Raw genomic sequence first — 20,603 nt, forward strand, 5'->3', positions numbered from 1 at the left:
GTGTGCGCGATGCCGAACGTCCCTCGACTTCGCTCGGGACGAACGGAGATTGGCTCGTCATTGCGAGCGCAGCGAAGCAATCCAGCCTGGCGTCCAGCATTTCTGGATTGCTTCGTCGGCTGCGCCTCCTCGCAATGACGGGAGGAGTCAGGCGTAAACGGCGACCGTCTGGCGGCCGACGAGCGCGAGGCGGCCGCTTTCGTGCCAGAGCTTCATGTCCTGCACGCTGTAGCCGTTGCCGACCGTCTCGCCGCGCGTCTCGAACAGATACCAGTCGCCGCCGGGGAGATCGTCGCCCGTCGGTAGTTCGACCGACCAGGTCATCGTCGAGATCGGGGCGAAGCTGGTGAACATGCTGAGCGCCGCCGGGGGCAGCGCGTCACCCAGCGCGATCAGCGATGCCGCGCCGTCGGGCGCGCCACCGCGATGGCGCACCCAGACGCGCAGGAACGGCGTATCGGTGCCGCTGCCCGGCGGGCGTCCCTCGACGAGTATGCCTTCGAAATTGACGGTGAAGCCCGGCACGCCGCGCACCTGGAAGAAGAGTTCGCCCGCGTCGCGCGACGGGACCGCCGGCATCGGCACGTCATCATAGCTGTAGGCCGAATCGCGATCGCGCCCGTAGCAGAGCAGCGCCTGCGTCGCCGGGCCCGCCTCGCCGCTTGCCGCGACCGAGACGAAGGCGCTCGACTTGCCCTGGCGGACCATGGTGGTGCGATAATCGAGCGCGCCGACCGCCGGCCCGACGAAGGCGAACTGCGCCGAGCGCAGCATCGGCAGACCGGGATGATCGAGCCCCGCCGCCTTCACTGCGAACGCCGCTGAAAGCCCGCCATAGAGCGTCTGGCCCTGCCGCCAGCCCTCGCCGGGTTCGGCACGCCAGCCTTCGCCCGCGCGCGTCAATCGTTCCAGTGCTTCGCCGAGTGCGCCCACAGATGCTCCGATCCTATATTCCGAACCGGCGACCAGCCTTAGGCCTGGGGAGCCCGTCCGATACAGGCCTGCGGCGGATCGGACGGAAAAATTGGATGCCCCGCGTGGATTCGAACCACGATAAACGGAATCAGAATCCGTTGTCCTACCATTGAACGACGGGGCATCGGAGGCGCGCCAGATAGGGCGGCGAATCCACTCTGTCAACGCCGATACCGCCCTTGCCGCGACGAAGCGCACCCGATAGGCTGCGACCCAAGTACCGGCGGCGCATGCCGTTTCGGATGAGAACAGATTGGTGCGGCAAATGGTGGGACGGTCCACTGCGATGCCGCGGCGGGCCGGAAATCCGGTGCGCGCGGCGAAAGAACAGGCGGTGGGCGGCGTGGCCCCCGGTCGCCGCTGCTACGGAGCGTTGGACCTCGGCACCAATAATTGCCGCCTCCTGATCGCCCGCCCGGCAGTCGAAGGTTTCGTGATCGTCGACGCATTCTCGCGCATCGTGCGGCTGGGCGAAGGGCTTGCCGCCACCGGCCGCCTGAGCGATGCGGCGATCGAGCGCGCGGTGGGCGCGCTTTCGATCTGCGCCGAGAAGCTGCGGCGCCGCCACGTCCATATCGCGCGATCGGTGGCGACCGAGGCGTGCCGCCGGGCGACCAACGGCCGCGCCTTCATCGAGCGCGTCCGCCGCGAGACGGGAATCGCGCTCGACATCATCAGCGCCGAGGAGGAAGCGCGGCTGGCGGTGATGGGCTGCCATGCGCTGCTCGAGCCCGGCGAGGGACCGGCGCTGATCTTCGACATTGGCGGGGGATCGACCGAGCTGGTGCTCGTGGACACCAGCGGGCCTTCGCCGCGCACGATCGACTGGTTCAGCGCGCCGTGGGGCGTCGTCTCGCTGACCGAGGTCGAGCATCAGGGCGATCTGGCGACGACCGATGAGCGCATGGACGCCTATCGGCGGATGAAGGCGCGCGTGGCGGCGAGCTTCGCGCCCTTCGCGGCGCGGCTGCCGAAGGAACCGTCGGGCCGGCGAAGGCTGCTCGGCACCAGCGGCACGGTAACGACGCTCGCCAGCGTGCATCTGGGCCTGCCCTGCTATGACCGGCAGGCGGTCGACGGGCTGATCGTGCCGGCGACGGCGATGCGCGAGATCAGCACCGGGCTGGCCACGATGCCGATCGACGAGCGCAAGGCGATGCCCTGCATCGGCCCCGAGCGCGCCGACCTGGTCGTCGCGGGCTGTGCGATATTGGAGGCGATTTTGGACATCTTCCCCGCCGACCGTCTCGGCGTCGCCGATCGCGGCATCCGCGAAGGCATTCTCCGCTCGCTGATGGCGCGCGACGGGATCGGCTGGTGAGCCGCCCAGGACCCGGCGGGCGCCAGCGCGTCCGCACCGCGCGGAACCGCACCGCGGCCTCGACCCGCTGGCTCGAACGCCAGCTCAACGACCCCTATGTCCGCAAGGCCAAGGCCGAGGGTTATCGCAGCCGCGCGGCCTACAAGCTGATCGAGCTCGACCAGCGCTTCGGCCTGATCAAGGGCGCGGCGCGCGTCGTCGACCTCGGCGTCGCGCCGGGCGGGTGGAGCCAGGTGGTGCGCAAGCTCGCCCCGCGCGCGATCGTCGTCGGCATCGACCTGCTGCCGACCGACCCGATCGACGGCGTGACCTTGTTCCAGATGGACTTCATGGCCGACGACGCGCCCGAGAAGCTGACCGAGGCGCTCGGCGGGCCGGCGGACATCGTGCTCTCCGACATGGCGGCCAACACCGTCGGCCACCCGCAGACCGACCATCTGCGCACCATGGGGCTGGTCGAGGCCGCGGTGCAGTTCGCGATCGAGACGCTGCGCCCCGGCGGCGGCTTCGTCGCCAAGGTGCTGGCGGGCGGCGCGGACAACAACCTCGTCGCCGAGCTCAAGCGCAATTTCACCACGGTGAAGCATGCCAAGCCTCCGGCAAGCCGCAAGGAATCTTCCGAATGGTATGTGATCGCGCAAGGGTTTAAGGGTCGCGCCGACGGGTAAAAGAGGCAGCCGAGGGAGAGCGATGCCGGTGCCGGAGAGAAGGATGCGCTGGGCGATCGCCCTGGGCACGATGACGCTGGCCGGCGCGGCTTCCCCGCCCCCGCCCGTCACGATGAGCGCAGACCAGGACCGGCAGGCGATGATGGACCGGCTGGGCATCGCGGCACTGCGACCGGGGCCGAGCGGGGACGAAAGCGCGCCCAACCACGCCAATTACGACGAAGCGGAGGCCAACCCCTATCCCGGCCTGCCCGATCCGCTGACCAGCTTCGACGGGCGCGAGGTGGCGACGCCCGACATGTGGTGGAAAATCCGCCGGCCCGAGATTCTCGCCGTCTATGAGCGCGAGGTTTACGGCGCCATCCCCGCCGGCACGCCCCATGTCGACTGGCGCGTGGTCGCGACCGACCGGGAGCGGCTCGGCTTTCCCGGCGTGCCGGTGATCGCACGCCAGATCGTCGGCCATGTCGACAACAGCGCCTATCCCGCAATCTCGGTCGACATCCGCATGACGCTGGTGCTGCCCGCCGGCGCCAAGGGGCGCGTGCCCGTACTCATCATGTTCGGCCGCGACGGCTTTCCCGCGCCGAGCCAGCCCGATCATGCGGAGTTCGCGCGAATCAACGCGGCGCTGCGCGCGGCGATCGTCCGCGAAGACCCGTCGCTGAAAGCGGTGCTCGACGCGCATCCGGGCTTCGTCGTCGCGCCCGAGCCGCCCTTCTTCCGCCCGCCCGAGAAGAATGAGGACGGAGACCCGCCCAATTACGAGCAGCTTGCCGCCGCCGGCTGGGGCTTCGCGATCCTCGACCCGTCGAGCATCCAGGCCGATGACGGCGCCGGGCTGACGCGCGGGATCATCGGGCTGGTCAACAAGGGCCGGCCGCGCCAGCCCGGCGACTGGGGCGCATTGCGCGCCTGGGCCTGGGGCGCCAGCCGCGCCTTCGATTATCTCGCCGCCGACCCCGCCGTCGATGCCAAGCGCATCGGGATCGAGGGCGTATCGCGCTTCGGCAAGGCGGCGCTGGTGACGATGGCGTTCGACCAGCGCTTCGCCGTCGTCCTCGTCGGATCCTCGGGCAAGGGCGGCGCGACGCCGCTGCGGCGCAACTGGGGCGAGGACGTGTCCAACCTCGCCACCGGCGGCTATTACTGGTTCGCCGGCAATCTGATGAAATATGACGCGGCGCCGATCCCCGGCAAGGCCCGCCCGCTCGACCCTGGCGACCTGCCCGTCGATTCGAACGAGCTAATCGCACTGGCCGCGCCGCGCCCGACCTTCATCAGCTATGGCGTGCCCGAACGCGGCGACGCACGCTGGCTGGACCATAAGGGAAGCTGGATGGCGACGGTCGACGCCAGCCGCGTCTTCGCGCTGCTCGGCGCGAAGGGCGTGGCAGCGGGGCGGGACTATCGCCATGCGCCGATGCCGGCGGTCAATGAAGGGCTGCTCGACGGCCAGCTTGCCTGGCGGCAGCATGACGGCGGCCATAACGACGCGCCCAACATGAAATATTTCATCGCCTGGGCAGACCGGATGCTGGGCCGCGCAAGCGACCGGTAGTCAATAATCGGACGATCGACGGAGAGGACAGGATGAAAATCACGCCCCTGAAAATGTTAGCGCTCACATTGACGATGCTCGCGGGGACGGCGGCCGCCGCCCAACCTGCCCCCGGCCCATCCGCCGCCCTGCCTTCGCGCGCGCCCTGGCCGCTCGACATGCCCGCGCCCGAGCGCGTGGCGCTATGGAGCGGCGGCGCACCCGGCACGACTGCAGCCCAGCGCGCCGAGCCCGAAGTCGCGCAGGATTATTGGGTGAAGCATGTCAATGATCCTTCGCTGACCATCTTCCCCGCCGATCCGCGTCACAATAGCGGCGCGGCGATCATCATCGTCCCCGGCGGCGCGCACAAGATGCTGGTGTGGACGACCGAAGGCGTCGACGTCGCCCCGCGCCTCAACCAGATGGGCGTCGCGGCTTTCGTGCTCAAATATCGGCTCGGCCGCGAGGAAGGATCGCCCTATTCGATCGAGCGCGACGCGGCGGGCGACCTGCGCCGTGCGATCCGCTGGGTCCGCGCCAATGCCGCGCGCTACGGCGTCGATCCGCACCGCGTGGGGGTGATGGGCTTTTCGGCGGGCGGCGAGCTGGTCACGCTGGTCGCCGACAATCCCGAGCCGCCCGCCGCGCCGCCGGCCGACGCGATCGACCGGCAGAGCGCACGGCCCGATTTCCAGATCCTCGTCTTTCCCGGACCGCTCGGCATCCCCGCAGCGGCGGCGGCGAGCGCGCCGCCCGCCTTCCTGACCGCCGGCACGCTCGACAAATGCTGCGCGATCCCGGCGCTGCGGCTCTATGAGCAGTTGCGCACGGCAGGCGTTTCGGCGGAGCTGCATATGTATGCCGATGCCGACCACGCCTTCAACATGGGCGAACGATCGAGCCTCTTGTCGATCATCCATTGGCCCGACCGGCTCGCCGACTGGCTTGCGGACGGCGGCTGGTTCGACGGACGCAGCGGATCAGGGAAGCACTGAAATCGCCGCTATTGCGGGCATAGCGAAGCAATCCGGGTCATCCCGGAGCATCGCGGGGCTGGATTGCTTCGCTGCGCTCGCAATGACGGGGAATTGTGAGGGACTCAGCTCTTCGCCGCGCGTGCCTCGGCGATCGCCTTCTTGAGCGCGTCATAGCCGACCGCGCCCGACAGCATCTGATCGCCGACCACCCAGGCCGGGGTGCCGGCGATGCCCAGCGTGCGCATCAGGCCGATATTCTTGACCAGTTCCTGCTCCACCGCCGGCGATTTCGCAGTCGTGGCGGTGGTGGCGGGGTTGAGCCCGGCCTTCGCCTCGGCGCTGGCGATCGTGTCGGCGGCGGGGCGGCCGGCATCCCACATCGCTTCGTGGAACTGGGTGAAGCGGCCCTGCTCTGCGGCGGCGAGGCTGACGCGCGCGGCATCCTCGCTTTCGGCGCTGAGGATCGGCAACTCGCGATAGACGATCCGGATCTTGTGATCCTCGGCCAGCAGCCGCTTGATGTCGGGCAGGCTCGCGCGGCAATAGCCGCAGGCATAATCGTAGAACTGGACGAGGGTGACGTCGCCGTCCTTCGCGCCGGCCCAGGCGCCGGCGAAGGGCGTTTCGATCGCCTTGCGGTTCTGGTCGACGAGGCGCGCCGCATCCTTCTGCTTCAGCTTCTCCATCGCCTCGGGAATGACTTCGGGATGGGCAAGCAGATAGTCGCGCACCGCCGAGCCCGAGGCCGCTTCGTCCGCCGGGCGCATCGCCACTGTCACCGCGACGGCAGTCAACGCCGCCGAGCCGAGCGCGACGACGCTCAGCAGCTTCCAGCCGGGAGTGCTCATTATCTTCTCTTCTTTCCGGACGCTTCGCGCGACACCATTTCGATATCCTGCGCCCGAAGCCAGTCGGGCGTGCCTTCCTTGAGGCCGATGAGCGCCTGCCGCGCGCTGAGCAACGCAAGCTGCGGCTGGCCGATCAGATTATAGCGTTCGGCCGTGGCGAGCGCCGCGCGCGGCTGATCGCCCTCGCGGTCATAGACGATGCCCAGCTGATACCAGGCGAAGGGATTGCTGTTGTCGCGCGCCACCGCGACGCGCAGCACCTGGCGCGCTTCCTCGAAATTGGCGCGGTCCTCGGTCGAGATCAGCGCATGGCCGAGCATCGCGGCGATCAGCGGCTGATCGGTTTCGGCGACCGCCTCACGCAGCGGCGCGATCGCATCCTTGGGGCGCCCCGATTCGAGCAGCACCTGCCCCTTCAGCTCGAGGAAATAGGGATCGTGCGGCGCGGTGGCGAGCAGCGCATCGACCTCGCCCACCGCCTTTTCCGGATAAGCCGATTTATGCCAGGCATAGGCGCGGGCATAGCGCGCGGGCACGCTGAGATCGCTTTCGGGATATTGGCGGAAGGTTTCTTTCGGATCCTCGATGAAGCCCGTCAGCTTCGCTTTCACGCGGCGGAAGCGCGCGTCGAGCCGGGGATCGGTCTGGCTGTTCCACGCCGCATCGCTTTGATAATGGACGGTCAGGAACGCGATGCGATCCGCCGTCATCGGGTGATCGTTGCCGAAACTGTCGGTATTGAGCGTGCGGCCGTAGCGATATTCCTGGCTCTGCAGCTTCTTGAAGAAGCTGAGCGACCCCTTGCCGCTGACGCCGGCCTTGCTGAGGAAGGTGACGCCCGCCTCGTCGGCCGAAGCCTCCTGCGCGCGGCTGAAGGTCAGGAAGCGGTTGACCGCGACCTGCTGCCCCAGCCCCATCGCGCCCAGCCCCGCCTCGCCCGCACCCGCCGCCACGGCGGCGATGCCGATGAGCAGGCTGACGATGGTGATGCCGGTGGCTTCCTTCACGCCATCGTTGAAGCGGATGATGTGGCCGCCGGTGATGTGGCCAAGCTCGTGCGCGATCACGCCCTGCAGTTCGTTCGTGTTGTCGGCAGCCTCGATCAGCGCGCTGTGCAGATAGACGATCTGCCCGCCCGCGACGAAGGCGTTGATCTCGTCGCTGCCGACGACGACGACCGAGACGTTGCGCGGATCGAGCCCCGCCGCTGCGATGATCGGACGCGAGATATCGGCAAGGTAGGATTCGGTTTCGGCATCGCGCAGGATCGACTGGGCGGCGACGGGCTGGACGCCCAGCGACAGCGAAACGGCGAGCGCGACGACCAGGCGCGGGGCCATGCCTGCAATGCCGCCTTTCAGCTCAACGCCTTTCGCCATGTGTCGCTCCTAGCGCGTGATGCCATCGCGTCAAAGCATCAACCGTTCGTGTCGAGCCCTTCGACTGGCTGGCAAGCCAGCCGCTCAGGACGGGCTTCAGTCCATCGGGCTGAAGTCGAGACACGTCCACGCCGATGCTTCTCGACTTCGCTCGAAGCGAACGGGGAAGGGAATGATTCAGCCAATTCGGGCGAGAGCCTATCCCGCAGGCGATGAACGGGCAATGACCCGGCCGGTTTCAAGCCGGCCGGGCCTTTGTCGGATCACTCGCCGCCGAAGGTCCGCTGCCACCAGCCGCGACGCGGCTGACCGGCATCGTCTTCCGCCGCCTGATCATTGGCGGGTTCGGCGGCCGGTGCGGCATCGGCCGCAGGGGCTTCCGCGGGTGCAGCGGCTTCCTCGACGACCGCAACGGCCTCGTCGGCTTTCTTGCGGCGCGTGCGCTTGGGCTTGGCCGGCGCTTCCTCCGCGACCGGCTCGGCGGGAGCAGGCGCTTCCTCAGCGACCACGGCAGGCGCTTCGGCCGCATCGGCCTTCTTCCGGCGCGTGCGCTTCGGCTTGGCCGGTGCTTCCTCCGCAACCGGTTCGGCCGGTGCCTCGACAGGCGCCGGCGTTGCCTCGGCGACCACGGCAGGCGCTTCGGCCGCATCGGCCTTGCGGGCGCGCGGACGGCGACGGCCCTTCTTGGGCGCCTCCTCCTCGGCGGGGGCTTCGGCCTCGACCGGAGCCGGTTCCGCCGCGACGACGGTTTCGGCATCGACCGCGACGACAGCCTCGCCCTCGGTCACGGCCGGCTGCTCGCCGCCACCGCGCCGACGACGCCCGCCGCGACGACCGCGACGGCTGCGGCGCTGCTCGCCCGCTTCGCCTTCGCCGGCTTCGGCCTCGACGATCGCTTCGTCCGCACCGGCCTCTTCGCCGGCCTCGGCGGCTTCGTCACCCTCCTCGGCCTCGTCGGACTGCGGCTGGCCTTCGCCCTGCTCGCGATCGCGATTGCCGCGACGCCCCCGGCGGCGGCGGCGGCGACGGCCACGGCCCTCGCCATCACGGCCTTCCTCGCGCTGGCGCGGCTGCTGCTCGCGCTCTTCCTCCTCGATCTCTTCCTCTTCTTCCTCGTCCTCGATCTCGTCGACGATGTCGTCATCGATCTCGATCGGCGGCGGGGTGAAGCGCGGCGCATGGGCGGGCGGCGGACCGTTCGATTCGACGCTCATCCGCGCGCCTTCGATCTCGCCGTCATGGACGACCTGGATGCGGACGCCGTAGCGATCCTCGATCTCGGCCAGTTCCGCGCGCTTGTGGTTGAGGACGTAGAACGCCGCTTCCTGGCTGGCGCGCAGCAGCAGCAGCGAGCCACGCCCGCGCGCCGCTTCGTCTTCCAGCATGCGCAGCGCCGAGAGACCCGCCGACGATGCGGTGCGGACGAGCCCGGTGCCTTCGCAGTGCGGGCAGGTGCGCGTCGATGCCTCGAGCACGCCGGTGCGCAGGCGCTGGCGGCTCATCTCCATCAGCCCGAACGAGCTGATCCGGCCGACCTGGATGCGCGCGCGATCATTGGCGAGCGCGGCCTTCATCGCCTTTTCGACCTTACGGACGTTGGAGCCATTCTCCATATCGATGAAGTCGATGACGACGAGGCCCGCCATGTCGCGCAGGCGGAGCTGGCGGGCGATCTCGTGCGCGGCTTCGAGGTTGGTGGCGACCGCCGTCTGCTCGATGCCGTGCTCGCGCGTCGAGCGGCCCGAGTTGATGTCGATCGACACCAGCGCCTCGGTTGGGTTGATGACCAGATAGCCGCCCGACTTGAGCTGCACCACCGGCTGGTACATCTGCGACAGCTGATCCTCGACGCCGAAGCGCTGGAACAGCGGCACCGCATCCGAATAGGCCTGCACGCGCCGCGCATGGCTGGGCATGAGCAGCTTCATGAAGTCCTTAGCGAGGCGATAGCCTTCCTCGCCCTCGACGATCACCTCGTCGATGTCGCGATTATAGATGTCGCGGATCGCGCGCTTGATGAGGTCGCTGTCGCCGTAGATCAGCGCCGGGGCCGCGGACTTCAGCGTATTCTCGCGAATCCCGTCCCACAGGCGGGCGAGATAATCGAAATCGCGCTTGATCTCGGTCTTGGTGCGCTGGAGGCCGGCGGTGCGGACGATGCAGCCCATGGTGCGGGGCAGCTTCATCTCGGCCATGATCGACTTCAGCCGCTTGCGATCGGCGGCGTTGCTGATCTTGCGGCTGATCCCGCCGCCATGCGACGTGTTGGGCATCAGCACGCAGTAGCGGCCGGCGAGCGACAAATAGGTGGTCAGCGCCGCGCCCTTGTTGCCACGCTCTTCCTTGACGACCTGGACGAGCAGCACCTGCCGCCGGCGGATCACGTCCTGGATCTTGTAGCGGCGGCGCAGGTTCATGCGCTTCTGGCGCAGATTCTCGACCGCGTCGTCGCTGCCACTGGCGTTGAGCGCCTCGGGACGGGGCGCGTCCTCGCCCAGTTCCTCGCGCGTCTCGTGGCCGCCGTCATCCTCGTAGCGCTCGACCGAATCCTCGTCGATCTCGCCTTCGTCCTCGTCGTCCTGCTCGCGGGCGCGCAGTGCCTCTTCCTCGGCCGCATGCTCGGCTTCCTCGCGGAGCAGGGCCTCGCGATCCTCCTTGGGGATCTGGTAGTAATCGGGGTGGATTTCGCTGAAGGCGAGGAAACCGTGGCGGTTGCCGCCATAATCGACGAACGCCGCCTGAAGCGACGGTTCGACCCTGGTCACCTTGGCGAGATAGATATTGCCCTTGAGCTGCTTGCGCTCAGCGGACTCGAAATCAAACTCCTCGATGCGGTTTCCCTTGACGACGGCCACGCGGGTTTCCTCCCGGTGGCGCGCGTCGATCAACATGCGCGTGGTCATTCATGATACTCCGCGCGCGCCGGATCATGGCCCTTTCGGCCGCCGGCGCGCGATTATAGGGGGACGGCGGCTGGATGCTCTGCATCGCCTCGCTCGTCCGGATGGTTACGATGGAAAGCGCCTTCGCCGCATCGGCACGGCCGGACTGTCCGTCCGTCCAAAGCCCCCGGCCATGCACATCGCCGGCGATGGCCGGGCGATGGAAAGCGGGGGAAACATGCCTCATGCAGCGTCAACCTGTTGTGTCGCCGCGTCTTTCGGCGACAATATCGAACCGGGCACGGGCGGATTACGCCCTCCGGCACTTGAGTTAGCTAGCATCGCCGATCCCGAACGGCAACCATCGCGCCGAATTATTCATGCGCGATCATGCGAAATGGCGGCGTTAACGCCCTGTTTAGACTTTCATTGCAGAAATGGTTAATAAGACATTGGAAGCGCGTCAGGGAGTGCGCGGGGGACGTCATGATTTCCGTCTGGACGGCCGGTCGGCCGACAATGCAAAGGGCGCCGATGATCGCCCTCCTGGTTTCGCTGGCAGCGATGCTTTTCGGCACGCCTGCGCACGGCACGGTCGTGCAGACCGTCGAGGCCTCGCCGAGCGCGATCACCATCCGCTTCGACGGGCCGGTCAACGCGGCATCGGCGTTCGTGATCGACGCGCCGCGCCGCATCGCGGTGGACGTGAGCGGCGCCGAGCCGGGCGCGCTGGTAACGCCAGGCGGCCCCGTGGCCAGCATCCGCCAGGGGCGCTTCGACAAGGCGACGACGCGCCTCGTCTTCGATCTTTCCAAGCCCGCCGTCGTCGCCGGCGGCAGCTATTCGGCCGACGGGCAGACGCTGACGCTGGCGCTGCGCCGCGTCGATGCCTACAGCTTCCAGACCGGGGTGCGCCGCGGGCGCGCCAATTTCGCACCGCCGGCCGCCGCCGTCGCAGGCCTGCGCAGCGCGCGCTACAACGTCTCGGTCGCGCTCGACCCGCCCCAGCGCGGCGTCGCGCTGCCGCGCGTCTATGGCACCGACCGCAGCCGCCCGCTGGTGGTGATCGATGCCGGCCATGGCGGGCATGACCCCGGCGCCATCTCGCCCGAGAAGGGCACGCGCGAGAAGGACGTGACGCTGGCCGTCGCCCGCGCGATCCGCGACGAACTGGTCAAGAGCGGGCGCGTGCGCGTCGCGCTCACCCGGTCCGACGACCGTTTCATCGTGCTGCGCGACCGCTTCGAGATCGCGCGCCGGCTGGGCGCCGACATGTTCATCTCGATCCACGCCGACAGCGCGCCTTCGCCCGATGCGCACGGCGCGACCATCTATACGCTGTCCGAGGTCGCATCGGACCGCGAGGCGGCGCTGCTCGCCCAGCGCGAGAACAAGGTCGACATCGTCCACGGCGTCAACCTGTCGGGCGAGAATGCCGACGTGACGTCGATCCTCATCGACCTTGCCCAGCGCGAGACGATGAACACCGCCGCCGGCTTCGCCCGCCTGCTCCAGCGCGAGGCAGCGAGCGACGTGCCCTTCCGCTCGACCCCGCACCGCATGGCGTCGCTGATGGTGCTGAAGGCGCCCGACGTCCCGTCGCTGCTGTTCGAATGCGGCTACATCACCAACGAGATGGATCACGACTTCATCAGCTCGAAGGATGGGCAGGAGCGTATCGCCAAGGGCTTCCGCCAGGCGATCGAGATTCACTTCGCGCGCAAGATGGCCTCGCGCTAGGTGAGCCGCCATCTCGTCATCGCGAGCGCAGCGCGGCGATCCAGCCCGATGCCCGGCATTTCTGGATTGCTTCGCTGTGCTCGCAATGACGGGGAGGCGACACAGGCGACGCGCCTGCCCCTCCCGCCCCGCCCTGTCGCATCCCCGCTGGCAAAGCGCCCGAACTTTGCTAGAGCCGCACCCACATGGTCGACGCGTCTCCCAGCAAGGTCCGGTTCCGCCTGCGCCGCGATGGCGGCGAATCCTTTCTCGCGCCCTGGCTCGCACGCTGGTGGGTGAAGGCGCTGATCGGCATCTTCGGCCTCGCGCTGATCGCCTGGCTGCTGATCTGGTTCCTCTTCGCGCGCGGTCTGCCCTCGGTCGACAATCTGCGCACCTACGAGCCGCCGCTGCCGACAAACCTGCGCGCCGCCGATGGCACGCCGGTCTACAGCTTCGCGCGCGAACGCCGCGTCCAGCTGCGCTACGACGAATATCCCAAGCTGCTGGTCGACGCCTTCATCTCGGCTGAAGACCGCACCTTCTTCACCCATGGCGGCGTCGACTATCCCGGCATCATCCGCGCGATGGTCACCAATATCGGGCGCTCGGGCCGCCCGGTCGGCGCATCGACGATCACCCAGCAAGTCGCCAAGAATCTGCTGCTCACCAACGAGCTGAGCTATGCGCGCAAGGTCAAGGAAGCGATCCTCGCCTACCGGATCGAAGGCGCGCTGACCAAGCAGCAGATCATGGAGCTCTACCTCAACCAGATTTTCCTCGGCCGTAACGCCTATGGCGTGCAGGCGGCGTCGCGCGCCTATTTCGACAAGGATGTCGATCAGCTGAGCCTGCCCGAGATGGCCTATCTCGCCATCCTGCCCAAGGCACCGTCCAACTATGATCCCGAACGCCACAGCGACCGCGCGCTCGAGCGCCGCCGCTATGTGCTGCGCGAGATGCAGCGCAACGGCTACATCACCGCCGCGCAATATGCCGCAGCCGATGCGACGCCGATCGGCGCGGTCAAGCGCACCCAGCCCAAATATGACAGCAATGGCGGCTATTTCATCGAGGAAGTCCGCCGCGAGCTGATCGAGAAGTTCGGCGAAAGCGCGCAGGACGGGCCGCACAGCATCTATGCCGGCGGCCTGTGGGTGCGCACCTCGCTCGACCCGCGCCTGCAGGATCTGGCGCAGAAGGCGCTGCAGGACGGCCTCGTCCGCTACGATCGCGGGCGCGGCTGGCACGGCCCGCTGGGCAGCATCGATCCGTCCGAGGGCTGGGTCGGCCGGCTCGCCGCGCTCAACCTTGGCGTCGACTATGACGACTGGCGGATCGCGGTCGTGCTCGACAAGGCGGGCGGCACGGCGACGATCGGCTTCCAGGACGGCACGACCGGCACCCTCCCCGCATCGGGCGCGCAGATGCCGCGCAGCGGCACCGCGACATCGGCCTTCCAGGCGATGAAGGCGGGTGACGTGATCGTGGTGAAGGCCGATGGCGGCGCATGGTCGCTGCGTACCATCCCCGCCATTTCCGGCGGCATGGTGGTCGAGGACCCGCACAATGGCCGCCTCTATGCGATGCAGGGCGGCTTCGACGCGCGGCTCCACAGCTTCAACAACGCCACGCAGGCGATGCGCCAGCCGGGTTCGACCATCAAGCCGTTCGTCTATGCCGCCGCGCTCGACAACGGCATGACCCCCGCCTCGATCATCGTCGACGGGCCGTTCTGCATCTATCAGTCGGCCGCGCTGGGCCAGAAATGCTTCCGCAATTTCGGCAATATGCGCGGCGCGGGGCCGCAGACGATGCGCTGGGGCGTCGAACAGTCGCGCAACCTGATGACGGTGCGCGCCGCGTCGCAGACCGGGATGCCCAACGTCGTCAAGACGATCAAGGCGATGAACATCGGCGACTATCAGCCCTATCTCGCCATCGCGCTGGGCGCGGGCGACACGACGGTGATGAAGCTGACCAACGCCTATGCGACGCTGGTCAACCTTGGCCGCGAGCTGAAGCCGACACTGATCGACTATGTGCAGGACCGGAACGGCAAGGTCATCTTCCGCGCCGACGCGCGCCCGTGCAACGGCTGCAACGCGAAGGACTGGGACGGCAAGCCGATGCCGCGCCCGCCGGTGCGCGGCAAGCAGCTGCTGGACGCGATGACCGCCTATCAGGTCGTCCACATCCTCGAAGGCGTCGTCCAGCGCGGCACCGCCGTGACGCTGCGTGATCTGAATCGACCGCTGATGGGCAAGACCGGCACGACGAGCGGCCCGACCAACGTGTGGTTCGTCGGCGGATCGCCCGACCTGATCGGAGGGCTCTACATGGGCTACGACCAGCCCCGTTCGCTCGGCGGCTATGCGCAGGGCGGCACCGTCGCCGCGCCGATATTCAAGCAGTTCGCCAAGGAAGCGATGAAGGACATGCCGATCGTGCCCTTCCGCGCCGCATCGGGCATCCGCATGGTCCGCATCGATCGCCGTTCGGGCCGGCGCGTCTATGGCACATGGCCGGACGACGACCCCAAGGCGGCGGTGATCTGGGAAGCCTTCAAGCCCGAAAGCGAACCGCGCCGCACCATCCGCCGCGAGGAACTGCTGGCCGAGCGCGCCAAGGAAAAGACCGCCACGGGCGCCGCGCGCGGCCGCGACAGCGACTTCCTTGAGCGCGAGGGCGGTATCTACTAAATCGCAGCAAACACCCCGCCGTTCGTCCCGAGCGCAGTCGAGGGACGTCCGCGCGAGACCCGGCGTCCCTCGACTGCGCTCGGGACGAACGGATATTTGAATAGAGGAACGAGACTATGCGCGCCGAAGCGCAAGCCCATGCCGATCAGATCAAGGATGCGCTCGCGCTCCTGCGCCGCTTCCTTGACTGGGACCGCGCGCTGCGCCGCCTGGACGAATTGAACGCCCGCGTCGAGGACCCGACGCTGTGGAACGACGCCAAGGCCGCGCAGGACGTGATGCGCGAGCGCCGCCGCCTCGACGAGGCGATCACCGCGACGCGCGCGATCGAGACCGAGCTGAACGACACCGTCGAGCTGATCGACCTTGCCGAGGCCGAGGGCGACAATGCGCTGGCCGACGAAGGCGTCGCCAACCTCGCCGAACTCGCCCAGCGCGCCGAGAAGGACAAGGTGAAGGCGCTGCTCGCGGGCGAGGCCGACGCCAACGACACCTATCTCGAGATCAATTCGGGCGCCGGCGGCACCGAGAGCAACGACTGGGCCGAGATGCTGCAGCGCATGTACACGCGCTGGGCCGAGCGCCACGGGCTGAAGGTCGAGCTGGTCGATTATCATGCCGGCGAGCAGGCGGGCATCAAATCCGCCACCCTGCTCATCAAGGGCGAGAATGCCTATGGCTATGCCAAGACCGAGAGCGGCGTCCACCGCCTTGTCCGCATCAGCCCCTATGACAGCTCGGCCCGGCGCCACACGAGCTTTTCGAGCATCTGGGTCTATCCGGTGATCGACGACAATATCGACGTCGAGATCAACGAGAGCGACCTGCGCATCGACACCTATCGCGCATCGGGCGCGGGCGGCCAGCACATCAACACCACCGATTCCGCGGTGCGCATCACGCACCTGCCGACGGGCATCGTGGTGCAGTGCCAGAACCAGCGTTCGCAGCACAAGAACAAGGCCGAGGCGTATAACCAGCTTCGCGCCCGCCTCTACGAGCGCGAGCTGGCCGAGCGCGAGGCCGCGGCCAATGCGCAGAACGCGACCAAGACCGACATCGGCTGGGGCCACCAGATCCGGTCCTACGTCCTCCAGCCCTATCAGCTGGTGAAGGACCTGCGCACCGGCGTGACCTCTACCAGCCCGTCGGACGTGCTCGACGGCGATCTCGATCCGTTCATGGCCGCCGCCCTTTCGCAGCGCGTGACTGGCGAGACCGTGGAAGTCGAGGACGTCGACTGACCGTGGGATCGCCCGCTCCCCTCCGTTCGTCCCGAGCGCAGTCGAGGGACGTTGGGTATCGCGCGGGCGTCCCTCGACTGCGCTCGGGACGAACGGTAGCCATTGCCGCTCTGCTGGTCCTCGCCGCCTGCAAGGTCGCGCCGCCGGGCAACAACAGCCACGAGGCCGCCGGCCCCGATCCGCGCTTCCCCATCGCCGCGCGCCCCGTCGCGCCGATCGTGTCGAGCCGCTGGTCGAACGAGGAAGCGCGCGACCGGCTGAGCGAGGCGCGCGAGGTGATGGACCGCGCGGGCATCGCGCAGGGGATGACCGTGGCCGACATCGGCGCGGGCGAAGGCTATTACACCATCCGCCTCGCCGCGCGCGTGGGCGCCAAGGGACGCGTGCTGGCGCAGGATATCGTGCCCGACGTCCGCGATGCGCTGGCCGAGCGCGTCAATCGCGAGCGGCTCGACAATGTCAGCGTGAAGCTGGGCGAGCCGGCCAACCCGATGCTGCCCGCCGACAGCTTCGACCGCATCCTCATGGTCCACATGTATCATGAGATCAGCTCGCCCTACGAATTTCTGTGGAACCTCCGCCCGGCGTTACGCGCGGGCGGGCGGGTGATCGTGGTCGACGCCGATCGCCCGACCAACAAGCATGGCACGCCGCACACGCTGCTCGACTGCGAGTTCGCCGCCGTCGGCTATCGCCGCGTCGACATGCAGGCGATGCCGAGCGCGGGGGGCTATCTTGCCGCCTATGAGGCGGTCGGCCCGCGCCCAGACCCGGAAACGATCACCGCCTGCGCGAATTGAGGCGCGCGGAAGCGGCGCCCCCGCCTATTCTCCCCTTGGCCTGCCCGCGCCCGCGCCATAGAAGACTCGCATGCGCCAATATCTCGATCTCATGCAGCGCGCGCTCGATCATGGCGCGATCCAGGACGACCGCACCGGGGTGGGCACGCGATCGGTGTTCGGCCACCAGATGCGTTTCGATCTGGCCGAGGGCTTTCCCGTCCTCACCACCAAGAAGCTGCACCTGCGATCGATCATCGTCGAGCTGCTGTGGTTCCTGCGCGGCGACACCAACGTCAAATGGCTGCAGGACCGCAAGGTCAGCATCTGGGACGAATGGGCGCGCGAGGATGGCGACCTCGGCCCCGTCTATGGCAAGCAATGGCGCGACTGGGCGACGAGCGATGGCGGCCATGTCGACCAGATCGCCGAGCTGATCGAGACGCTGAAAGTCAATCCCGCCAGCCGCCGCATGATCGTATCGGCGTGGAACCCCGGCGATCTCCATGCGATGGCGCTGGCGCCCTGCCACTGCCTGTTCCAGTGCCATGTCGCGAACGGCCGGCTGTCGCTCCAGCTCTACCAGCGCTCGGCCGACATCTTCCTCGGCGTGCCGTTCAACATCGCGAGCTACGCGCTGCTCACTCACATGCTGGCGCAGCAGACGGGGCTGGAGCCGGGCGAGTTCATCTGGACGGGCGGCGACTGCCACCTTTATTCCAACCATCTCGATCAGGCGCGCGAGCAACTATCACGCGAACCCGGGCCGCTCCCCACGCTCGAAATCCTGCGTAAGCCGGCCTCGATCGACGCCTATGACTATGAGGATTTCCGCCTCGTCGGCTATGAGGCGCAGGCGCATATCAAGGCGCCGGTCGCGGTCTAGTCCATGCATCCGTCATTGCGAGGAGGCGGAGCCGACGACACAATCCAGGGTGATGCCGAGCGTCGGGCTGGATTGCTTCGGCCTGCGGCCTCGCAATGACGATGATGATTCCAAGGGATTGCCGACAAAGATGATGCTCCATCCCCAGCTCACCCTCGTCGTCGCGCGCGCCGACAATGGCGTGATCGGCCGCGACGGCGCGATGCCCTGGCACCTGCCCGCCGACCTCAGGCGCTTCAAGGCGCTGACGCAGGGCGCGCCGATGATCATGGGGCGCAAGACCTTCGAGAGCCTGCCCGGTCTGCTGCCCGGCCGCCGCCATATCGTGCTGACGCGCGGCGACTGGCGGGCCGAGGGTGCGGAGGTGGTCCATGATGTCGAGGCGGCGCTGGCGCTTGTCGGCGGCCCGCGCGCCTCGATCATCGGCGGCGCCGAGATATACCGCCTGTTCCTGCCCTTCGCCGACCGGATCGAGTTGACCGAAGTCCATGCCGCGCCCGAGGGCGACACGCACCTACCCGCCTTTGCCGGCTGGGGCGAAGTCGCGCGCGAAGATTTCGACACGCACAGCTTCGTGACGCTGGAACGCGGCTGAACGCCGGGACGCTAGTCGTCCTGCCCACTCAACCTGTCGGTCAGCTTCACCGCGACGACCAGCGCGGCGATCGTCAGAAACACGCCGAAGCGGTGCGCCTGCGGCGCGCCGAGCATGGCGATGTCCGCGATCACCAGCACCGCGAAGGCGCCTGCCCATACGCCCGTGATGCGCTGGTTGATGCGCATGAATTCCGGGCTGCCCCATTGTTCGCTGGGCACGCGTTCGCGCGCATACTGGATGGTGAAAGGGCGGCCGACGAGCAACGAGCCGAGCACGATAACCAGCAAGCCGCAATCGACCATCAGCCTCACCTCGATCAGCGACCAGTCAGGCTGCGCGACGAGCGCATAGCAGAGCAGCAGCGCGAACAGCACGAACGTCGCGATCTCGAGCAATTTGGGCGAGCGGCCGGGGGTCAGCGCGTCGCGGACATTGAGCGCCAGCGAAACGACCGCGCCCGCCGCCAGCGCCGGAACGGCCCCGACGAGATGACAGACCAGCGCAAATGCAAGGAAGGGCGCAAACGCCAGCAACAGATTCATGATATCCCCCTCGGGAACCGGCCCCATGCGGCCCTGCGACCAATTTACCCGAGAATCGCCTGCGAAACAAGTTATTATACACTTGGCAAATATCGATCGCGCCGCGCCGGAGGACAGGCGCTCGTCGTTCGGGCGGCGCTTGTCGAAGCGCTTTTCTTCTGCAACCTAAGGAGCGGGAAAGAAAGGGCACCCGAAGGCCAGGCCCGAACGGAGGGGAAAAGATGACCGGAACGCGCAAGATCGTGCTGACGATCGTCCTGCTGCTCATCCTCGCCGCGATCCTGTTCTTCACCCTCGCGCCCGGCATCGTCGAGCGCGGGATGAACAAGGTCAGCCCCAAGGGCATATTGACCGTCTCGCCGCGCGCGGCGGCGCTCCACAAGAGCCTGCAGATCGCCGACACCCACGCCGATACGCTGCTGTGGAGCCGCAGCCTGCTGACCCGCGCCGATCGCGGGCAGGTCGACCTGCCCCGGCTGATGGCGGGCAATGTCGCGCTGCAGGTCTTCTCCTCGGTCACCAAGACGCCCAAGGGCCAGAATTACGACGCCAATGGCGCCGACAGCGATAACATCACCATGCTTGCCATCGCGCAGCTCCAGCCGCCGCGCACCTGGGGCTCGCTGCTCCAGCGTTCGCTCTGGCACGCCGAGAAGCTGCGCCGCGCCGAGGCGGGATCGGACGGGCATCTGCGCATCATCCGCAGCGCGACCGACCTGCGCAGCCTGCTCGCCGACCGGGCGAAGGGCAGGCAGGTGACCGGGGCAATGCTCTCGATCGAGGGGCTGCAGGATCTGGAAGGCAGGATCGGCAATCTCGACACGCTCTACGACGCCGGTTTCCGCATGGCGGGGCTTGCCCATTTCTTCGACAATGAGGTGGCCGGATCGATGCACGGCGTCGCCAAAGGCGGGCTCACCCCGCTCGGCCGGCAAGTGGTGCGCGCGATGGAGGCCAAGGGCATGATCGTCGACATCGCGCATTCGAGCCATGCCGCCGTCGCCGAGATTCTCGCCATGGCGAAGAAACCCGTCGTCTCCAGCCATGGCGGCGTGCAGGCGACCTGCAAGGTCAACCGCAACCTGACCGACGACGAGATAAGGGGCGTCGCGCGCACCGGCGGCGTGGTGGGCATCGGTTACTGGGACGGGGCGGTTTGCGACATCGCGCCCGCGTCGATCGCCAAGGCGATCGCGCATGTCCGCGACCTTGTGGGCATCGCGCATGTCGGGCTGGGCAGCGATTATGACGGCGCAGTCACCACCGCTTTCGATACCTCGCAACTGGCCCAGATCACGCAGGCGCTGATCGACCGCGGCTTTACCGACGACGAGATTCGCGCGGTGATGGGCGGCAACACGCTACGCCTGCTGATGCAGAACCTGCCTCAGCAATAAACCCCGCCGTCATTGCGAGGAGGCGGAGCCGACGACGCAATCCAGCTGCGATGTCGGACGTCGATCTGGATTGCCGCGCTTCGCTCGCAATGACGAAGCGGCACGCGAGGGATGGATTCCCGCGCAGCACCGATTATAGCGCG

General features: G+C 67.8%; 16 protein-coding genes and 1 tRNA gene. 11 read left to right on the forward strand and 6 right to left on the reverse strand.

Going from position 1 to position 20,603, the window contains the following annotated elements:
* Positions 1–147: 147 nt before the first annotated feature.
* Together AC3WT0_RS04345 and AC3WT0_RS04350 are read right to left on the reverse strand one after the other, a co-directional pair.
* Complete coding sequence (locus AC3WT0_RS04345) at positions 148–933, reverse strand: thioesterase family protein (protein ID WP_492751749.1); 786 nt, start codon at positions 931–933, stop codon at positions 148–150.
* A 92-nt stretch (positions 934–1,025) separates the two neighbouring features.
* Positions 1,026–1,099, reverse strand: a tRNA-Gln gene (locus tag AC3WT0_RS04350).
* Positions 1,100–1,240: 141 nt separating this feature from the next.
* Between AC3WT0_RS04350 and AC3WT0_RS04355 the strand changes: the two genes are divergently transcribed.
* Genes AC3WT0_RS04355 through AC3WT0_RS04370 form a run of 4 tightly spaced genes read left to right on the forward strand, consistent with a single transcriptional unit; the run spans position 1,241 to position 5,502 of the window.
* Positions 1,241–2,296 carry a Ppx/GppA phosphatase family protein gene (locus tag AC3WT0_RS04355; RefSeq protein ID WP_492751750.1) on the forward strand — a complete coding sequence of 352 codons (1,056 nt, stop codon included), beginning with the start codon at positions 1,241–1,243 and terminating at the stop codon, positions 2,294–2,296.
* Positions 2,293–2,964 carry an RlmE family RNA methyltransferase gene (locus AC3WT0_RS04360; RefSeq protein WP_492751752.1) on the forward strand — a complete coding sequence of 224 codons (672 nt, stop codon included), beginning with the start codon at positions 2,293–2,295 and terminating at the stop codon, positions 2,962–2,964. Before AC3WT0_RS04355 ends, AC3WT0_RS04360 begins: the two co-directional genes overlap by 4 nt.
* Positions 2,965–3,007: 43 nt before the next feature.
* On the forward strand, positions 3,008–4,525 hold the full coding sequence (locus AC3WT0_RS04365) for an alpha/beta hydrolase family protein (RefSeq protein WP_492751753.1): 1,518 nt from the start codon (positions 3,008–3,010) through the stop codon (positions 4,523–4,525).
* Positions 4,526–4,557: 32 nt separating this feature from the next.
* Positions 4,558–5,502: an alpha/beta hydrolase gene (locus AC3WT0_RS04370; RefSeq protein ID WP_492751754.1), complete on the forward strand. Its 945-nt coding sequence runs from the start codon at positions 4,558–4,560 to the stop codon at positions 5,500–5,502.
* 104 nt (positions 5,503–5,606) lie between these two features.
* On the opposite strand, the gene AC3WT0_RS04375 is transcribed toward AC3WT0_RS04370, so the two are convergent.
* The 3 genes from AC3WT0_RS04375 to AC3WT0_RS04385 form a co-directional block, all read right to left on the reverse strand.
* A complete protein-coding gene (locus AC3WT0_RS04375) occupies positions 5,607–6,332 on the reverse strand; it encodes a DsbA family protein (RefSeq protein WP_492751756.1) in 726 nt (241 codons plus the stop codon).
* Complete coding sequence (locus tag AC3WT0_RS04380) at positions 6,332–7,711, reverse strand: M48 family metalloprotease (RefSeq protein WP_492751757.1); 1,380 nt, start codon at positions 7,709–7,711, stop codon at positions 6,332–6,334. Before AC3WT0_RS04380 ends, AC3WT0_RS04375 begins: the two co-directional genes overlap by 1 nt.
* A gap of 263 nt (positions 7,712–7,974) precedes the next feature.
* On the reverse strand, positions 7,975–10,614 hold the full coding sequence (locus AC3WT0_RS04385; protein ID WP_492751759.1) for an Rne/Rng family ribonuclease: 2,640 nt from the start codon (positions 10,612–10,614) through the stop codon (positions 7,975–7,977).
* 513 nt (positions 10,615–11,127) lie between these two features.
* Here AC3WT0_RS04385 and AC3WT0_RS04390 point away from each other — a divergent pair.
* The 6 genes from AC3WT0_RS04390 (at position 11,128) to AC3WT0_RS04415 (ending at position 18,518) form a co-directional block, all read left to right on the forward strand.
* On the forward strand, positions 11,128–12,333 hold the full coding sequence (locus tag AC3WT0_RS04390) for an N-acetylmuramoyl-L-alanine amidase (protein ID WP_492751761.1): 1,206 nt from the start codon (positions 11,128–11,130) through the stop codon (positions 12,331–12,333).
* A 185-nt stretch (positions 12,334–12,518) separates the two neighbouring features.
* The gene (locus AC3WT0_RS04395) at positions 12,519–15,014 is read left to right on the forward strand and encodes a penicillin-binding protein 1A (protein ID WP_492751763.1); all 2,496 of its coding nucleotides are present in this window, start codon (positions 12,519–12,521) and stop codon (positions 15,012–15,014) included.
* A 116-nt stretch (positions 15,015–15,130) separates the two neighbouring features.
* A complete protein-coding gene (prfB, locus tag AC3WT0_RS04400; protein WP_492751765.1) occupies positions 15,131–16,258 on the forward strand; it encodes a peptide chain release factor 2 in 1,128 nt (375 codons plus the stop codon).
* 77 nt (positions 16,259–16,335) lie between these two features.
* Positions 16,336–17,058 (forward strand): class I SAM-dependent methyltransferase, encoded by a 723-nt coding sequence (locus AC3WT0_RS04405; protein ID WP_492751862.1) that lies wholly within the window; start codon positions 16,336–16,338, stop codon positions 17,056–17,058.
* Between the two features lie 70 nt (positions 17,059–17,128).
* On the forward strand, positions 17,129–17,923 hold the full coding sequence (locus AC3WT0_RS04410; RefSeq protein ID WP_492751766.1) for a thymidylate synthase: 795 nt from the start codon (positions 17,129–17,131) through the stop codon (positions 17,921–17,923).
* Positions 17,924–18,053: 130 nt separating this feature from the next.
* Complete coding sequence (locus AC3WT0_RS04415) at positions 18,054–18,518, forward strand: dihydrofolate reductase (protein WP_492751767.1); 465 nt, start codon at positions 18,054–18,056, stop codon at positions 18,516–18,518.
* Between the two features lie 11 nt (positions 18,519–18,529).
* Here AC3WT0_RS04415 and AC3WT0_RS04420 read toward each other — a convergent pair whose 3' ends face one another.
* Positions 18,530–19,063: a hypothetical protein gene (locus tag AC3WT0_RS04420; protein WP_492751769.1), complete on the reverse strand. Its 534-nt coding sequence runs from the start codon at positions 19,061–19,063 to the stop codon at positions 18,530–18,532.
* 221 nt (positions 19,064–19,284) lie between these two features.
* Between AC3WT0_RS04420 and AC3WT0_RS04425 the strand changes: the two genes are divergently transcribed.
* Positions 19,285–20,460, forward strand: a complete 1,176-nt coding sequence (locus tag AC3WT0_RS04425) for a dipeptidase (protein WP_492751771.1) — start codon at positions 19,285–19,287, stop codon at positions 20,458–20,460.
* The last annotated feature ends 143 nt before the right edge of the window (positions 20,461–20,603 follow it).

It is taken from the genome of Sphingomonas sp. EU05-FHT14C10, assembly GCF_058790595.1.